Origin of the sequence: Mesorhizobium australafricanum (genome assembly GCF_033977265.1) — a bacterium.
GTDB lineage: Bacteria > Pseudomonadota > Alphaproteobacteria > Rhizobiales > Rhizobiaceae > Mesorhizobium > Mesorhizobium australafricanum.
Genome location: NZ_JAVIIT010000001.1, coordinates 1 through 16,792, shown reverse-complemented (window position 1 = coordinate 16,792; position 16,792 = coordinate 1). Strand labels below are relative to the sequence as shown.

16 protein-coding genes are annotated in these 16,792 nt (G+C 60.4%); 13 read left to right on the top strand and 3 right to left on the bottom strand.

The genetic code is table 11. The features are described 5' to 3' along the window. The first annotated feature begins 34 nt into the window (after window positions 1–34). Window positions 35–1,258 (top strand): flavin-containing monooxygenase, encoded by a 1,224-nt coding sequence (locus RFM98_RS00080; protein WP_320306937.1) that lies wholly within the window; start codon window positions 35–37, stop codon window positions 1,256–1,258. 11 nt (window positions 1,259–1,269) lie between these two features. Continuing rightward, window positions 1,270–2,445, top strand: coding sequence for an NAD(P)/FAD-dependent oxidoreductase (locus RFM98_RS00075; protein WP_320306936.1), 1,176 nt, complete (start codon window positions 1,270–1,272; stop codon window positions 2,443–2,445). Window positions 2,446–2,491: 46 nt separating this feature from the next. On the opposite strand, the gene RFM98_RS00070 is transcribed toward RFM98_RS00075, so the two are convergent. Then, window positions 2,492–4,057, bottom strand: a complete 1,566-nt coding sequence (locus RFM98_RS00070) for a bifunctional AfsR/SARP family transcriptional regulator/alpha/beta hydrolase (RefSeq protein WP_320306935.1) — start codon at window positions 4,055–4,057, stop codon at window positions 2,492–2,494. A gap of 885 nt (window positions 4,058–4,942) precedes the next feature. Here RFM98_RS00070 and RFM98_RS00065 point away from each other — a divergent pair. The 11 genes from RFM98_RS00065 (at window position 4,943) to RFM98_RS00015 (ending at window position 15,547) form a co-directional block, all read left to right on the top strand. Further along, complete coding sequence (locus RFM98_RS00065; RefSeq protein ID WP_320306934.1) at window positions 4,943–6,580, top strand: methyl-accepting chemotaxis protein; 1,638 nt, start codon at window positions 4,943–4,945, stop codon at window positions 6,578–6,580. Between the two features lie 23 nt (window positions 6,581–6,603). Next, entirely contained in the window at window positions 6,604–7,068 is a 465-nt protein-coding gene (locus tag RFM98_RS00060; protein ID WP_320306933.1) for a chemotaxis protein CheW, read from the top strand. Beyond that, window positions 7,068–8,294, top strand: coding sequence for a CheR family methyltransferase (locus RFM98_RS00055; protein WP_320306932.1), 1,227 nt, complete (start codon window positions 7,068–7,070; stop codon window positions 8,292–8,294). Before RFM98_RS00060 ends, RFM98_RS00055 begins: the two co-directional genes overlap by 1 nt. Beyond that, the gene (locus RFM98_RS00050) at window positions 8,294–8,998 is read left to right on the top strand and encodes a chemotaxis protein CheW (RefSeq protein WP_320306931.1); all 705 of its coding nucleotides are present in this window, start codon (window positions 8,294–8,296) and stop codon (window positions 8,996–8,998) included. Before RFM98_RS00055 ends, RFM98_RS00050 begins: the two co-directional genes overlap by 1 nt. Next, entirely contained in the window at window positions 8,995–11,262 is a 2,268-nt protein-coding gene (locus RFM98_RS00045) for a hybrid sensor histidine kinase/response regulator (protein ID WP_320306930.1), read from the top strand. Before RFM98_RS00050 ends, RFM98_RS00045 begins: the two co-directional genes overlap by 4 nt. A 22-nt stretch (window positions 11,263–11,284) precedes the next feature. Further along, window positions 11,285–12,304 (top strand): chemotaxis response regulator protein-glutamate methylesterase, encoded by a 1,020-nt coding sequence (locus RFM98_RS00040; RefSeq protein ID WP_320306929.1) that lies wholly within the window; start codon window positions 11,285–11,287, stop codon window positions 12,302–12,304. 13 nt (window positions 12,305–12,317) lie between these two features. Then, complete coding sequence (locus tag RFM98_RS00035; protein ID WP_320306928.1) at window positions 12,318–13,325, top strand: diguanylate cyclase; 1,008 nt, start codon at window positions 12,318–12,320, stop codon at window positions 13,323–13,325. A gap of 536 nt (window positions 13,326–13,861) precedes the next feature. Continuing rightward, window positions 13,862–14,299 (top strand): Hsp20/alpha crystallin family protein, encoded by a 438-nt coding sequence (locus RFM98_RS00030; RefSeq protein ID WP_320306927.1) that lies wholly within the window; start codon window positions 13,862–13,864, stop codon window positions 14,297–14,299. A 10-nt stretch (window positions 14,300–14,309) separates the two neighbouring features. Beyond that, the gene (locus RFM98_RS00025) at window positions 14,310–14,714 is read left to right on the top strand and encodes an Hsp20/alpha crystallin family protein (RefSeq protein ID WP_320306926.1); all 405 of its coding nucleotides are present in this window, start codon (window positions 14,310–14,312) and stop codon (window positions 14,712–14,714) included. 52 nt (window positions 14,715–14,766) lie between these two features. Continuing rightward, window positions 14,767–15,234: an Hsp20/alpha crystallin family protein gene (locus RFM98_RS00020; RefSeq protein WP_320306925.1), complete on the top strand. Its 468-nt coding sequence runs from the start codon at window positions 14,767–14,769 to the stop codon at window positions 15,232–15,234. A 94-nt stretch (window positions 15,235–15,328) separates the two neighbouring features. After that, on the top strand, window positions 15,329–15,547 hold the full coding sequence (locus RFM98_RS00015) for a hypothetical protein (protein ID WP_320306924.1): 219 nt from the start codon (window positions 15,329–15,331) through the stop codon (window positions 15,545–15,547). A gap of 385 nt (window positions 15,548–15,932) precedes the next feature. Here the strand turns inward: RFM98_RS00015 and RFM98_RS00010 are convergent, their stop codons facing one another. Further along, window positions 15,933–16,112, bottom strand: coding sequence for a hypothetical protein (locus RFM98_RS00010; RefSeq protein ID WP_320306923.1), 180 nt, complete (start codon window positions 16,110–16,112; stop codon window positions 15,933–15,935). Between the two features lie 253 nt (window positions 16,113–16,365). After that, window positions 16,366–16,644, bottom strand: coding sequence for a hypothetical protein (locus RFM98_RS00005; RefSeq protein ID WP_320306922.1), 279 nt, complete (start codon window positions 16,642–16,644; stop codon window positions 16,366–16,368). Between the last annotated feature and the right edge of the window lie 148 nt (window positions 16,645–16,792).

The window sequence follows — 16,792 nt, the reverse complement described above, 5'->3', positions numbered from 1 at the left end:
CCGAACCGCCTCCCCCGGAATTTGGAAAAGAGCCATGAAACACGTGGATGTCATTATCGTCGGCGGGGGCCAAGCCGGGCTTGCGCTAAGCCATTGCCTCGGCCGCCTAGGCCTCGACCACCTCGTGCTGGAGCGCGGTCACATCGGCGAACGTTGGCGTTCGCAGAGTTGGCATTCGCTGCGCCTGCTGACGCCCAACTGGCTGAATGAATTGCCGGGATCGCCATATCAGGGCGATGAAGCAGACGGGTTCATGGCCAAGGACGGCTTCGTCGAGTTCCTGGAAGATTATGCCAGGCGCTGGCGGATGCCGGTAGAGTGCGGCGTCAAAGTGCTGTCTTGCATACGAACCGGCGGCATTTTTCACATCGATACCAGCGCCGGAGCTTTCACGGCTCGAGCAGTCGTCGTGGCGACCGGCCATTGCGACCGGCCGGCGATGCCTTTTGCCCTCCACGGTCACGCGGCTAGCCTCCATGCGAGCGCCTATCGTTGCCCCGGCGATCTCGGCCCAGGCGACGTGTTGGTGGTCGGAGCCTCTTCTTCCGGGGTGCAGATAGCCGACGAACTCGCTCGCGCCGGCCGTCAGGTCGTGCTCGCGGTCGGCAAACATACAAGGCTGCCACGGCGCTGGCAGGGCAAGGATATCTTCTGGTGGTTGCGCGAGATGGGCTTCATGACGCAGCGCCCGGCCGATCTCGCCAATCCCGACAGCGCAAGGCGGCAACCTTCCCTGCAGCTTGCCGGCCGGCCGGACAACGCAAATATAGACCTAGCCTCGCTGCAGGCGGCAGGCGTTACTCTGACAGGACGGGTGCAGGCCATTGACGGCCGGGTTATCCGCTTCGCCGACGATCTGGCCGCCAGCGTCACGGCGGCCGAGACGAAACAGGCTCGGCTGCTCGACCAGATCGACCGCTTCGGCGGACACCCGTCACCGGAACCTTACCCGGAACCGGTCAAGGTGAAGCCGGTCTATCCGCGCCAGCTTTCGCTGGGCCATGGATCGATCGGCACCGTTATCTGGGCGACCGGCTATACCCGTTCGTTTGGCTGGCTGGAACCGTCCGCCCTACGCGCCGATGGCGAATTGGCGCACCGCGACGGCATCACCAGTGTCGCAGGCCTCTACGCGCTCGGCTTTCGCTTTCTGCGCAAGCGCGACTCCAACTTCATCGGCGGTGTCGGCGCGGACGCGCAGGCCATAGCCGCGGAAATCGCCCTTCATCTCAACTGCCATGGCCGCGAGGCCGCCTGAGGACCACGACAATGATCCCTGCCCGTTCCCATTACGACGCCGTTATCGTTGGTGCCCGCTGTGCCGGCGCCTCTACCGCCATGCTGCTTGCCCGCGCCGGATTGAGCGTGCTGGCCATAGAGCGGAAAGCCTATGGGTCGGATGCGCTGTCAACGCATGCGCTGATGCGGCCGGCGGTGCTTCAACTCGTGCGCTGGGGACTGTTCAAACCCCTCATCGATGCGGGCACGCCGTTGATCGAGACCGCAACATTTCACTACGGCGCCAGTGAAACCACCATACCGCTTTACGCAAGCGCGGACCTCCCGGGCTTGATCGCGCCAAGACGTACCGTGCTTGACCGCACGATCGTCGACGCCGCGCGGCAGGAAGGGGCCGAGTTCCTGCACAATACAGCCGTCGCCGACATCTTTGCGGACGCGCACGGCCGGGTGCGCGGCGTCGAAATCCGCGGCATCGGCAACGTACCCCTTAGGGTTACCGCCGACATCGTCGTCGGCGCGGACGGCATCGGATCGCTGGTGGCGAAATGCTGCGGCGCTCAGGTGCTTCGGCAGGGGCGCGTGTCGGCCGCCCACGTCTTTGCATACGCTCCGGCCATTCCGGGCGCGTCCTACCACTGGTACTTTCAGCCGGGGATGGCCGCCTCCTTTATCCCGACCAATGATGGCCTTGCCTGCATCGTCGCGACGGTGCCGACCGCGCTTTTCGACGACCGCTTTCGCGCCAACCGTGATCAGGCTCGCATGGATGTGCTAGCAGCGCTCTCGCCCGAGCTTGCGACGCAGGCCGCCCGTGCCGCGCCGGACAGCCGGTTGCAAGCGTTCCGGGGCGTGCCTGGATATCTGCGGCAAGCGCACGGCGATGGCTGGGTGCTCGTCGGAGATGCCGGCTTCTTCCGCGACCCGATAACCTCGCATGGCATTTCCGACGCGCTGCGCGACAGCGAGAGCCTGACGCGGGCAATTCTCGATGGTTCGAGCGCTGCGTTCAAAGCCTATCAGCAGGAACGCGACGCGATCGCCGGTCCGATCCTCGATACGACGGATGCGGTCGCCGGTTTCGACTGGACGCTTGGCAGTATCGAGGAACGGCATCGCCGGTTCAGCGCGGTCATGAAGACGGAGATGGCACAGCTTTCGGCCGCCGAATTTCCCGAGGCCAGAAAGTTGGCTCTCGCCAGCTGACGAGCTGCCAACCCGATACGGCATAAGTTGCCAGCATTGTTTTGGCTCAGCCGCCTGTTTCAGCAACGAAGGCGCGGACGTGAGCCACGAATTCGTCGAAGGCGGGTTCGCCGCTGAGGAGTATATGGTTCTGGCTCTCCAGCTCGAAGAAACGCGCGCCGGGAATGCCCGCGGCGATGGTGCGGCCGGACTCGACAGGAGCGACCGCGTCCTGGCGCGCATGCAACACCAGTGTCGGAACGGTCACCTTCTCCAGAAGATGACTGACGTCGATCATGGAAAATGTGTTCTGCAGGCGCCAGGCGTCATCAGGCGTCATGGTGCGCCGCTGCAATTCATCCATCCAGGCGAACTGTTCCGGCGTGGCGCCTCGGATGAAGATCGACGAGAAGAGCTGGCGAAACAACGGATTGCTCTTGCCCCAGCCCTCACGCATGAGTGTCGCCAACGCCTCGCGTGTTGCAATCTCGCCGGGGTCTCCACGCGCCCGCCAGCCTTTGACATAGCCGCCGTAAAGGATCATTCCCGAGACTCTCTCGGGATGCCGCACGGCATATTCAATCGACAAGGCGCAGCCCTGCGATATGCCTAGAAGGGTAAACTGTTCAAGCCCAGCTGCTTCGACAACACATTCGAGGTCCGAAACCATGGCTTCGAACGAGACATCGGGCACGTGCCACTGCGAAAGGCCGTTGCAGCGCTCGTCATAGCGCACCAGTCGGTTGTCGCGGGACAGTTCTGACATCCAGTGCCGCCAGATCGGGCTGTCCCAATCATAGGTCAAATGCGACATCCAGTGCGCGGCGCGCAGGATCGTGGGCCCCCTGCCCGTGCTGGCATAAGCCAGTCTGGTGCCGTCGCGTCCTCGGCAGAAATGCACGGCACGTCCGGGGCCCTGACCTGTAGCAGGGATATCGGTACCTGGTGTCTGTTTAACAACGTGCGGAGCGGCTCGAGAGGCTCGGCTGATTGGCCTGGCTGCAGCCGACCTGACCTCACCCTCCAGAGTGTTGATTTCGCGCGCCAGACTAGCATCCTCCGGCACTAGACGTCGCAACCGCTGGGCAAGAGGTAACGCTCGTTTCGGTTCATCGGCCAAGCGTCCAATGAGCTCCCGCAAGATACTCAGTTCGACGATCTCAACCTCACTGGCAATACCCTGACGCCAAGCCTCGTATTCGAAGCATCGCTCAAGAGAAAGATCGGCAAGAAATGAGCCGCTGATCGAACCCAGGACTGCTTCGAGTTCATCTGTCGCAACGACGGAAAGGTCTGCCTTCACCAACGGTCGAAGCTTCGCATAATCAAGCCCGCCTTCAACCCGCAAAGCGACGGTATTGCGGTCGGCACTCAACGCGTCATCGTGCTCGCCAAGCACCTGACGAATTTTTGACAGACTCCAGCGCAACGCGCCGCGCGGATCATCGGGGATGTCCCAGAAGATTTCGCACAGCCGCTCACGCTGATGCTGCCTGCCAGTCACTGCGAGATAGGCCAATAACGCCCGGGTTTTCCGCGAAGGCGGCAAATCAACCAGGTTCCCGTGGCGGGCGACTTTGAAATCACCGAGGACGCGTAGCTCCAGCAGACCGGGATGAGGGCGGGTGCTCATGCGGGCGGTAGGATTTCCAGACAAATTTCGCTGTTCGGTTTCGCCTGGGCAGGTCATTCGAATTCAATATCAAATTCAGCTAATAATCGAAAGGGCGCGTCGGAGGGACAGTGAGGCCGTCGCGGCATCTCCTCTCCCAGGGTGTACCAGGTCGCGGTCCCAAGATATCTTCTATGTCGCGTGGATCGAACACATAGAATGTGATCTGCCGACCCCGCCCGCGAAGCGCGAGGAAATGATCGAGAAGGCAATGAATGGGGATGCCAGGGACGGCATATGGGGTGAGTCGATATCCAGTCCTGGAAAGCCTCGCTATCCTACTTCGCAGGTGATCTGCCCGCCGGGCGCGACCCCGCTGTTTCGGACGCGGACGGCCGGACGACAAAACCTACGGTCTGAGTGGAGATCGCTATTAAGAGCGCCGCGCAATTTGGATATCGAGTGCGCAAGTGGAAAACGAATTCTGCTCGTCGAGCGCTTGACTCAAAGCGGTGCATCGGTCGACAGGGTATCCATGGCGAGTTCCTCTCGTTGAAGGAACTCCATAGTCGGATCGCAGCTTCTACCCGCTCAAGACCAATGCCTGTCGAACCATCTCACAATGAGGCGCCCCTCCCGCGAAGCGGGTTCGTGCATGAGGCGCAAAGCGGACATTTGGCGCTGACGATTTGTAGGTCCGCAAGGGGCAAAAGCGGAAGACATTCTGGACGCGCAACCATTCTTGAGTTCAGACAACCTTCGATTGGTGAGCCGATTAGCCGTCATCAGCGGTTCAACGGAAAAGAAACTATTCACCTTCAAACTATTGTTCTTTCGACGCAGCTCAATCGTCGGAACGAGCGTTTGTCGCGCCGACAACGATACCCCCATTGCTGAACCGGTTCCATGAAGAGTCTGACAATACGCCACCGCATCCTCGTCAGTTTCGCTGCCGTCCTGGTGGTCATGTCGGTGATAGCTGTCGTCGCGTACGCCTGGTTTCTCCAGGCGGAGCAGGAGGCGACTGAGGTCGAGAAGGGCATCCTTCCAGACCTCTATCACAGCACCGAGATCATGATGGGCCAAATGACGGCTCATAGCCTGCTTCAGGAATATGCCCTTCAGGACAACCCCTCGGATAGACGCGCGCTTGAAAGCACGATCGCGACCAACCGCGACCAAGTGCAGCGCCAGATGGACAACTATGAGGCCACAATCGTCTCCGATATCGACAAGCAGAATTATGCTGTCGTCAAGGAACTCGCCAACCAATTTCGTCAAGCCGAAACAGCCGTGCTGGACACTAGCCGGGCTGCCTTGTCGAAAGGTGAAACTCCCAATGAAGGCCCGGCCATCAAGAATACCGTAGAGCCGATCTTTCTAAAATTGCAGACCGCTCTGCAGGCCATGGTCGAGGATCACCGAGGCGAGGCAAACAGCGCGACACAGCGGATCAGCTCGATCGTTAGAACGGCGGAAGTGGGCTTGAGCGTTGGCTTGCTGATAGCGCTCTGCCTAGCCCTTCTTTTGGGGTACCAGCTGTTTCGCGCTATCACAGGTCCGCTCACCCGTCTGGTCGACGCGGTTCAGTTGATGAGGCAAGGCGACTTCAGCGACCGCATCGATCTCAGGCGCCGAAACGAATTCAGCGTGCTTGCCGACGGCTTCAACGCAATGGCGGACGATCTCACCACCCTCATCGGTCAGGTTCAAAGGTCCAGCATACAGGTCAGCACGTCGATCACGGAGATCGCCGCCACCTCCAAGCAGCAGCAGGCCACCGCGACTGAAATCGCAGCGACCACCACGGAGATCCGCGCCACAGCCAAGGAAATCTCCGCCACATCGAACGAACTGGCGCGCACGATGAACGAGGTCTCGACGGTTGCCGATCAGACCGCTGCCGTCGCCGGCGGAGGGCAAGCTGGGTTGACCCGCATGGAAGAAAGCATGCACCAGGTCATGGAAGCGGCTGGCGCGATCAATTCCAAACTCGCGATCCTGAGCGAGAAGGCCGGCAGCATCAATCAGGTCGTGACGACCATCACCAAAGTCGCCGATCAGACGAACCTGTTGTCGCTCAATGCTTCCATCGAGGCGGAGAAGGCAGGCCAGTATGGCCGGGGCTTTGCAGTGGTTGCGACCGAAATCCGAAGGCTCGCGGACCAGACGGCCGTGTCCACTTACGATATCGAGCAGATGGTCAAGGACATTCAGTCGGCTGTCGCGGCCGGGGTGATGGGCATGGACAAGTTCTCCGAGCAGGTCCGCCGGGGCATGCAGGAAATTCAGCAGGTAGGTGGGCAACTCTTCGAAATCATCCAGCAGGTTCAAGGCTTGGTGCCACGTTTCGAAGTGGCCAACGAAGGCATGCAGGCCCAGGCGACCGGCGCGGGGCAGATCAGCGACACGCTTACCCAGCTGAGCGAGGCAGCTCAGCAAACTGTCGAATCTCTTCAGCAATCGACGCTTGCGATCGACGAGCTCAATCAAGTCTCGGGCGGCCTCCGAGGCAGCATTGCAAGGTTCAAGCTGAGAGCATAGCGACCTGGCAGTCGGAGGTGATAATGCTATTCCTCGCCTTCAGCATGGGTACGGATCGCTACCTGATCGATGTCCATCAGATTGAAGAGGTCTTGCCCTACATTGATGTCAAAGCGCTGCCGGGGGCGCCCACCGGTGTGGTCGGTCTGGTCAGCTATGACGGAATACCCATCCCGCTGATCGATGTTACTCTTCTGGCGCTTGGCCGCCCATCCGAGCCGCGGTTGAGCACCCGCATCGTTGTGACACGCTATCCGGCGCAAGATGGCGAGCAACGCCTGGTGGGGCTGATCGCGGAACGGGTGACGGATACGCTCGAGCGAGACCCTGCTGATTTCGCACCGTTTGGACTCGAGGCGGGAACGCCGCCCTATCTTGGTCCCGTGGCTTCGGACGGGCCGGATATCATCCAGTGGGTCAAAGCGGAAGCGCTGCTTTCGGAAGAGATCCGCAGCGCATTGCTCCGCCAGGCCGAGATGAGTGGTTGATGACCGGCGCAGTCGAAAAGCTCCTGGCGGAAACCATCGGACTGGACAGTGCCAGCGTTGGTCCGACAGTGGTCCGCCAGGCGGTCAAAGACCGGATGGCAGCATGCCGGATGACCGACCCTCATGCGTATTGGGAACATCTGACCGGTTCCGCGCAGGAGCTGCAGGAGCTGATCAATGCGGTGGTGATCCCGGAGACCTGGTTCTTTCGCGACCGGGAAGCGTTCACGATGCTGGCGCGACATGCGCGCACTAGCAAGCGTGCCCAGCCGATAAAAGTCCTGAGCCTGCCATGTTCAACCGGGGAAGAAGCCTATTCGGTCGCCATGGCCATGTTCGATGCCGGCTTTGCGGCGCACGAGTTCAAGATCGATGCTGTGGACATCAGCAGCCGCAATATCGCGACGGCTGAACGCGCCGTCTATGGGCGCAATTCGTTTCGCGGCAGCTATCTCGAATTCAAGGATCGCTATCTCGAAGCGACCGAGGGCGGGTTGCGGCCAAATGCTGCGGTGCTGAAACAGGTTCGGTTCAGGGTCGGAAACCTGTTCGATTCTCGCGCGTCTTTCGGGCAAGGGGTCTATGACATCCTGCTCTGCCGTAATTTGCTGATTTATTTCAATCGAGAGCTGCAGGATCGCGCATTGATCTCCCTGAAGGACCTCCTGGCCAAGGACGGACTTCTTTTGGTCGGCCCCGCGGAAGCAGCTCTTCCAAGGCTGCATGGCTTCATTTCCGCTGAATGGCCTTTGGCCTTTGCCTTCCTCAAGTCGGAGCGCGTCAACACCGCGGCGCCGAAAGTATCCGCCGCCATTCCGGTGAGGACAGCGGTCCCGAAGGTCAACAAGAGCAGGCCTGTTCTTCCCCGACCGGCAATCGATGTGCAGGCGCCGGCCAAGCCGCTTGATCAGGTCTCGGAAAGCCTGATCGCGGTTGAACGGATCGCCAATGCGGGACGGGTAAAGGAGGCACGGGAAGTCGCCCTGGCGCATCTCAAGACGTTTGGTCCTTCCGCAGAAATTTTCTACTTGCTGGGTCTCGTTCAGGATGCAGATGGCGCTGCGCCGGAAGCCGCGCAAAGCTATCGCAAGGCGCTGTATCTCGCGCCAAATCATCGGGAAGCTCTCGTCCATTTGGCTTTGCTGCTTCGCAAGCAAGGCGACCATAGCGGCGCCGAGGCATTGGCCGGCCGGCTGGATCGGGCTCAGAAAAGGAGCGGCACCTGATGGCTTCGATAGGGATCGCCCAGCCAGTGGGGGAGATTGAAATCGACGACTGCTGGCGGCAAATCGGGGTGCGCGGTGACCGGTCATGTCCGCTACTTGACCAGCATCTCCACTGCCGCAATTGCCCGACCTATAAGACGATTGCACGGCTCCTCCTCGACCGTGCGGCACCCTCGGCCTATCGCGGCGGATGGCCTGACAAGCCTAGTCGCGCCGAGCTCGGTTCGGCAGACGAGGAAGCGCTGCAGACTGTCGTTCTCTTCCGCTTGGGGGAGGAATGGCTGGCTCTTCCCGTCGGCATTTTTCGTGAAGTGGCTGAATCTCGCCGCGTTCATTCGCTTCCACACCGCAGGAACAGTGCGGTGCTCGGCATTGCCAATGTCCGCGGTGAATTGTTGATTTGCCTGTCGCTGGCTGAATTGCTCGGAATTGCCGAGCGCAAGGAGGGGGAACAAGGCACACCAAGCAAGGCGTTTCGCCGCCTGGTCGTGGTGGGCGAGCGCGACGACAAGCGGGTTGCGTTCACTGTTGACGAGATCCATGGCCTGCATCGCTACCGGGAGCGCGACAGGCTCGCCGTGCCGGCCACGATCGGCAAGGCGCTGTCGGCCGCCACGGTTGCCGTGCTGCGGTGGCAGGGACGAGCCGTTGGCTGTCTCGACCCGGGGCAATTGCTGACGATGCTGGATCGGAGCATCGCATGACTGACGAGGACTTCAGCCAGGTTTCGATGCTGAGCCTCTTCCAGGCCGAACTGGAGACGCAGTCGCAGGCTCTGACCTCCGGCCTTCTGGCGTTGGAACGCGAACCTGTCGCCGCCGATGCCCTGGAAGCATGCATGCGCGCCGCGCATTCGCTGAAAGGAGCTGCCCGCATCATCGACCTGATGCCCGCAGTTAAAGTTGCAAATGCAATGGAAGATTGCCTGGTCGCTGCTCAACGTGGGCATCTTAGTCTGCGGCGGGAGCACATCGATGCGCTTCTGAAAGGCACCGATCTTCTGAAATTGATCGCATCGGGACCATCGAGCGAGAGCGCCAACTCTGAAGTCGAAATCTTTCTCGCCAAGTTCGAGGGATTGTTCCTCCCCGTCGCCACGCACTTGCCCCACAGTTCCGACGCTGATTTCGTAGATCTTGCTCCGGAAGAACTGGCGACGACCCTTTCAGCGAGCCCTCTCGTTGGGACGGAACCGCAAACCCAAGGAAGCATCGGCTCCGATAGAATGGTTCGGGTGACGGCAGACAGCTTGAACCGATTGCTTGGGCTGGCTGGCGAGTCGCTGATGGAAGCTCGGCGGCTCAGGCCATTTGCCGACGGGCTGCTGCGGCTGAAGCGGCTTCAATCTGACCTCGCAGGCGCATTCGACGATCTTCATGCAGTGCTGTCGCCCGTTTCGAAGGAGGAGCCAGCGGTGGAGGCGCTCGCCGAAGCGCAGCGAAAGCTACGGCTGAGCCAGGCGTTCCTAGCGGAGCGTCTGGAGGAGCTGGATTCCGTGGATCGGAAAGCCACTGATCTAGCCAACAGATTGTACGACGAGACGTTGGCGAGCCGGATGCGGCCGTTTGAAGACGGCGTGCGGCACTATGCGAGAATGGTCCGCGACCTCGGTCGCACCCTGGGCAAGCGGGTGCGGTTGGAGATTGTAGGCGGCTCGACCGGCATCGACCGCGACATCCTCGAACAACTCGATGCACCTCTGGGGCATTTGCTGCGTAACGCCGTCGACCATGGGCTTGAACCGCCCGAGGACCGCCTCGCTTCAGGTAAACCCGAAGAGGGTCTCATCAGACTCGAAGCGAGGCACAATGCCGGCCTTCTGCAAATAGCCGTGGTGGACGACGGCAGGGGGATCGACCTCACGGAACTACGCGAGACGATCGTCGCCCGGCAGCTTGCAACCAGGGAAAGCGCCGACACGCTCAGCGAAGCGGAATTGCTCGCCTTCCTGTTCCTGCCGGGCTTTTCGATGAAAGCAGGCCTTACCGACGTCTCCGGCCGTGGTGTGGGGCTCGACGCGGTGCAGGCCATGACCAAGGAGGTTCGCGGTATCACCAGCGTCTCCTCGGATTTTGGGCACGGAACCCGGTTTCAACTGCAATTGCCGCTGACATTGTCGGTCCTGCGCACCCTGCTCGTCGATGTAGATGGGGAGCCCTATGCGTTTCCGCTGGCCAGCATTTCCAAGACACTGAAATTGCAGCGGACGCAGATCAACTTCCTGCAGGGCCGGCCGCACTTTCGTCTGAACGACCGACAGATCGGGCTGGTCACGGCACGCGAGGTGCTAAATCGTGGCGAGCCCGGTGCGGAACTGGACGATCTTTCTGTCGTCGTCGTCGATGCCGGTCAGGGCGAAGCATACGGCCTGATCGTCGATCGTTTCCTCGGCGAACGCGAGCTGGTGATCCGGCCTCTCGATCCGCGTTTTGCCAAGATCAAGGATATCAGCGCGGCGGCCCTGATGGAGGACGGTTCGCCTGTGCTGATCTTCGACGTCGACGATCTGATACGATCGGTGGAAAAGCTTGCGTCTTCCGGTGGCTTTCGAGCCCTTCGGCGCGCCGCGGGCGGTCCAGAACCCGGCAGGCGCAAGCGCGTGCTGGTGATCGACGATTCACTCACGGTTCGGGAACTCCAGCGCAAGATGCTGGGCAATCACGGTTATGAGGTCGAAGTGGCGGTCGACGGCATGGACGGGTGGAATGCCGTCCGGTCCGGCCCCTTCGATCTTGTCGTTACCGACATCGACATGCCGCGCATGGACGGCATCGAGCTGGTGAGCCTGATCCGAAAAGACGCTCATCTCAAGAACACGCCGATCATGATCGTTTCGTACAAGGATCGGGAGGAAGACCGCTCGCGCGGGCTTGACGCCGGTGCCGACTACTATTTGACCAAGGGCAGCTTTCAGGACGAGGCGCTGATCCATGCCGTCGTGGACATGATTGGCGAGGCGACTGGATGACATCGAAATTGGAAGCCAACGAATGAGAATCGGCATAGTCAACGACATGCCGATGGCGGTCGAGCTTCTGCGCTGGCTGGTCGTGTCGACCCGCGAACATCAGGTCGTATGGATCGCGACCAATGGGCGTGAGGCGGTCGAGGCCTGCAGACGCGATCTGCCGGATCTAATACTCATGGATCTGGCTATGCCAGAGATGGACGGCGTGGAAGCGACACGCAGAATCATGGCAGAAACCCCCTGCTCGATCCTGTTGGTGACCGCAAGTATTGAAGCCAACATCGCCGGGGTCTACGAAGCAATGGGTCATGGCGCGCTCGACGCAGTCGATATTCCGTCAGTGGGCATCGAAGGTAACGCGTCCTCGCAATCTGCCCGGCTTCTGACCAACAAGATAGCAACGATCGGCAAGCTGGTCCGCGATGCGCCATCCAAGGCAAACGGGCGGATGTCGGTTGCGGCCGACCCATCCCCTCGGCGCCTGGTTGCGATCGGCGCCTCGGCGGGCGGGCCGGCTGCCGTTGCAGCGGTGCTCAGCGCATTTCCTATTGATTTTGGCGGCGCAATCGTGCTCGTCCAGCATCTCGACGCCCAGTTCATTCCGGGCCTTGCCGATTGGCTGGGGCAGCATACCCCGCTTCCGATCCGTGCGGCGCGGGAAAAGGACAAGCCTCAGGTGGGCACCGTTCTTATCGCCAGTTCGGAGGATCATCTGGTGTTCAAGTCGGCCCAGCAACTTGGCTACACGCCCAGCCCCAGGGACAATGTCTATCGGCCGTCTGTCGATGTGTTTTTCGAAAGCGCGGCACAATGGTGGCCGGGCTCGGTGATCGGCGTCCTGCTTACTGGCATGGGTAGAGATGGTGCGCGCGGGCTGAGACAGCTCCGCGACAAGGGGCATCTCACAATCGCGCAGGATGAAGCAACGAGTGCCGTTTATGGCATGCCGAAGGCCGCTGCTGCGATCGGTGCGGCTGTCGATATTCTCCCCTTGAGTGCGATCGGCTCACGCATAGTCAAAGCTTGCGAGCACTCCACGTGAAAGGGCTCGTCCGATGACGCAAGAACCAGACCTGGTGCCGCCGCTGGCGGAAAATTATTCATCGATGGTTCTGCTCATCGACGATCAGGTCATGGTTTGCGAGGCGGTCAGGCGCGCCTTAGCGAACGAGCCTGACATCGCCTTGCACTTCTGCACCGACCCGCTGAAGGCGATGACGGTCGCGGAGGAGGTGAAGCCAACAGTTATTCTGCAGGACCTTGTCATGCCCGGGGTCGATGGGCTGCATCTGGTCAAGGAATACAGGAAGCATTCCTCGACACACGCGGTTCCAGTTATTGTGCTGTCGAGCAAGGAAGATCCAGCGACCAAGGGCGAAGCCTTCGCTGCCGGAGCCAACGACTATCTCGTCAAAGTGCCAGACCGAATCGAGCTGATTGCGCGCATTCGATATCACACGCGGGCCTATCTGGATCACGTCCAGCGAGACGCAGCCTACCGCGCGCTGAGGGAAAGCCAGCGACAGCTGATCAGCGCAAACCTCGAGCTTGAGCGTCTGACGCGGATCGATGGCCTGACGGGTCTCGGCAACCGGCGCTATTTCGACGAATATCTGGCGGCCGAATGGAAACGCGCGTTTCGCGCACAGTCGCCCCTGTCGCTGCTGATGATCGATGCCGACAACTTCAAGCGATACAACGATGCCTATGGCCATATGGCCGGCGATGAGGTGCTCAAGCAAATCGCCCGGGTAATCCAGGGCGGTTCCGGCCGCTCCACCGACCTCGCCGCGCGCTACGGAGGCGAAGAGTTTGTCATCGTTCTGGTCGACACTTTGCTGGAACAATCCAGCAGCATCGCAGAGCGCCTCGTCCAGAGTGTGCGGAACCTGAACATACCGCACGGCCCGGATCGCGTGACCATCAGCGTCGGCGTCGCGTCAACAGTGCCAAGCGAGCAGGAGACGCCAAACGATTTCGTCAATGCTGCCGATCTTGCACTCTTCCGAGCCAAGGCGGAGGGGCGAGATCGTGTGGTGGTGCATCGCATGCCCCGCAAATAGAGAAGCTCGATGGACGTCCGAGAACGGCATTCGGTTCGGTCTGCACGAAACACCTTGATGAATCGGATTGCGGCTTTTGCGTCGTTGTCGGAAGGGCTGCTTTTGGGTGCATTGCTGCCCGGCACCCTTGCGGCCAATGCAGCACCGGAATCTTGAGGCCGGCCAGCGCGTCGGCGTCATCGGCCTAGGCGGCCTTGGGCATGTCGCGGTCAAGCTCGCCCCCCAGAGGCTCAAAATGATTGAGCCCTTGAAACGCGCTTTAAGCTCACCTACGTCATTTTCGCCGGATGCTACAATAGGATCCAGGCACGGGAACGATGTCCGCTGATGTCGTACCGGGTGCGGTTCATATCGCTTCGCAAGGAGGATGTGCTCCGGGTCTGCCCGAACCCTCTTTCTCGCGTGTGCGCGATCAACCGCCTCGGTCTTGGCCGGTGGTTCTCTCTTCCCCAGCGCCTCCGATGGATTCTGACTCCGGCATGACGTGTCTGGCGCATAGCGGGACATGTATGACCGCGAATCGAAGGAGGATGCACATGTTGTTATCGGATTTCGGCCGCGCGGGCTTCGACCCGTTTTTGGAAATGCGGCGCATGCAACAGGAAATGAATCAGCGTTTGGCCGGAATGACGGCCGCAACCACCCCAGAATTTCCGCCAATCAACCTTTGGGCGGGCGAGGAGAGTGTGGCGGTGACCGCCGAGTTGCCTGGGTTGGCGCCGGGCGATGTCGACCTCACGGTCCGCGAGAACACACTGACATTGAAAGGCGAACGCGGATCCCCGACGACCGAGGACGAGAAGTCTGTCTGGCACCGGCGCGAACTCTCGTACGGTAGCTTCTCCCGGACTGTACAATTGCCATTCCGCGTCGATCCGGAGCAGGTTGAGGCTCGTTTCGCCAATGGGCTACTCGAAGTCGAACTGCACCGACCGGAGGCGGATCGGCCGAAGAAGATCCAGATCAAGGGGTAAGGAGGCGAAGATGGCTCAAGAACTGAAAACGACCGAGCGCCAGGTCCCAAGCAAACTTGACGGCAGCGAACGAACCCGTTCGCGCCCGGTTTTTGTCCCTCGGGCCGATATCTATGAAACACAGGACAATGTCGTCCTTCTCGTCGATATGCCCGGCGTCGCTTCGGATGGGATCGACATCACGCTCGAAAAGCGGACGCTGGCGATCCGCGGCTACGCGGCGGACCAGTTGCACGAGAACTATCGACAAGTCCACGCCGAATATGCCTCGGGCGATTATGAGCGTGTCTTCACTCTGTCTGAAGATATCGATCGGGACGGTATCGAGGCATCGCAAAAGAACGGCGTCCTGCGGCTAGTCCTGCCGAAGGCCGCACCAGCAAAGGCGAGAAAGATCCAACTCAAGATGGCCTAGTCGTTTCGAAAAAGGAGGTTGGCAATGCAGATCAGAGACCTGATTCCCTGGAGTGACAACAGCAAGGGAAGCGGAATCGCGAAGCGGCACGAAGAAAATCCCGTTTTTTTCCCTACAGCGCGATGTAAACCGCATCTTCGAGGATTTCTGGAAGCGGTTCGATCAACCGTTTGGGCGCTGGGATGCCGGCGGCCCGCGAACGGATATCGCCGAGACCGAGAGCGCGGTCGAGGTTTCAGTGGAGCTTCCCGGACTCGATCAGAAGGACGTCAATGTCTCGCTGACGGACAGCGCGCTCACGATCAAGGGGGAAAGGAGGAGCGATCGAGAAGAGAGCGACAAGGGCTATCACTTGGCGGAGCGATCATACGGATCGTTTTACCGTTCGATCCCGCTACCTTCAGGTGTCGACACTGACCAGGTCAACGCCGAGTTCAAAAACGGCGTTCTGACCGTGACGCTCCCCAAGACTCAAGAAGCACTGTCGCGCGTGAAAAAGATCGAGGTGAAGGGAAACTAACATATGAGACGCGGAGGAATAAATCCGTCGCATCTTACCGCAAGAAACGGAATAGGATGTCGTTATTCCGCAAGATTTGATCGGCATCGGAATCGTGATCGTCCTCGATGCGATCGTCGGCAGCGGCTTCATGGGAAAGAAGGCGAAGCTCAAGGCAAAGCAGGCGGTTGAGGCCCCGATCGATGGCGAGCTTGACGCGGAAGCCGTCTACTATGCCCGGAAGGTCGGCATCACCAAAGACGAAGCTCTCAGGATTATCAAGCAAGCCAGTCCGCCGAAGCTCTCGATAGTGCCAAAAGGCAAGAGCAAATAGAGGAGCGCCGGTTGCCAATCGGCCAGCTACAGGGACCGACAAGCCGGCGCTCGACGGCGCAGGTGTGGCCACGCCAGCCATGAAACTAGCGCGATCTCGTTAGCCGGCTAGAGCGTGTAAATTCTGGTCCCGCTCTCCATCGCCGCAATCTGCCTCGCCATGCTCGTCAGCGCTGTCTGGCGCTACCGGCGGGGCGATCTGATCGGGATGACAGCGAGCCTGGTGATGTCGCTCCTGGCGCTCTACGTGTTACGCACTGGCAATGAAACTTTTGCTGCCGGCGACGTCCTAAAAAGCTGCTGTCCTACACGGCCGAAGCCTCTCCCGCGCTGTGGCGGCTTGCTATGGCCCGCAGGAAACGTTCCTAGGCCGTCGATGGCCGGGCTTATTTTTTGAGAGGCGTATCAAGCCCGAGCCTCGCGCGTTCCCTGTTGGCGAAGGCTTTTGCGTCTGCCTGAGAACCGAAGCTCTTGATGCTTACCGCGCTGTCCTCGATGACGCGCACATAATGCCTATTTTCAAGTTCCTCGATCTCTACCGACCACTTCCACGGTTGCTTGTTCATCGGCCCCCGTCCATCCCAAGGGCCCAATTATTGGACATCTTCGCCAGGCATTCAACCTAAAAGTGCACGTAGGAATTTTGCCACCCGGGGGGCCACCAACTGCCGGCGACATCCTAAAAGCTCTTCCCAGCTTCGTCCGTATAGATGATGCCGGTCATTTCAGTACGAGCATATACTTTGTTGCCAGCCGGCGCCGTATCGCCCCCGAGCCCCCGCCGCCGGTTAGGCCCGGCATTTGCTGGCCACTACCCGGTCAGCCTGCCGGGCCGCCCCTTCGTTGTTCGGGCGTCAACGCATGGTTCGTGAATTGCAGGTTTCGGTCGTCGCGGCCGGTGGCGCGGCACTCGTGACAATAGATGATTTTCAGTAGATCCCAATGCAGGCAGGGCTGATCCGGCCCGAGCCGCTTCACCATGTCAGCGACATCGAGCACGGCGCGACGCTTGCACGTCAGGCAGTAGACCGACAGACCTGTCCCGGCCTCGAGCTTCTTGCCGAGCGTGTCTTCTGCGAAGGGGTATTTGTTCGACATTGGCGATCCTCGAAGAAATGGGGGTCGCCGCACCGGAGAGGATTATATTCCTTAGATGCTTTCAGATGGCAAGGGCTCAATGAAAGAGCCCGCTCTTCTGACGTTTGGGCGGGCTCTTTGTCGGGACCTCCTAAGGAAAGCCGGCGTC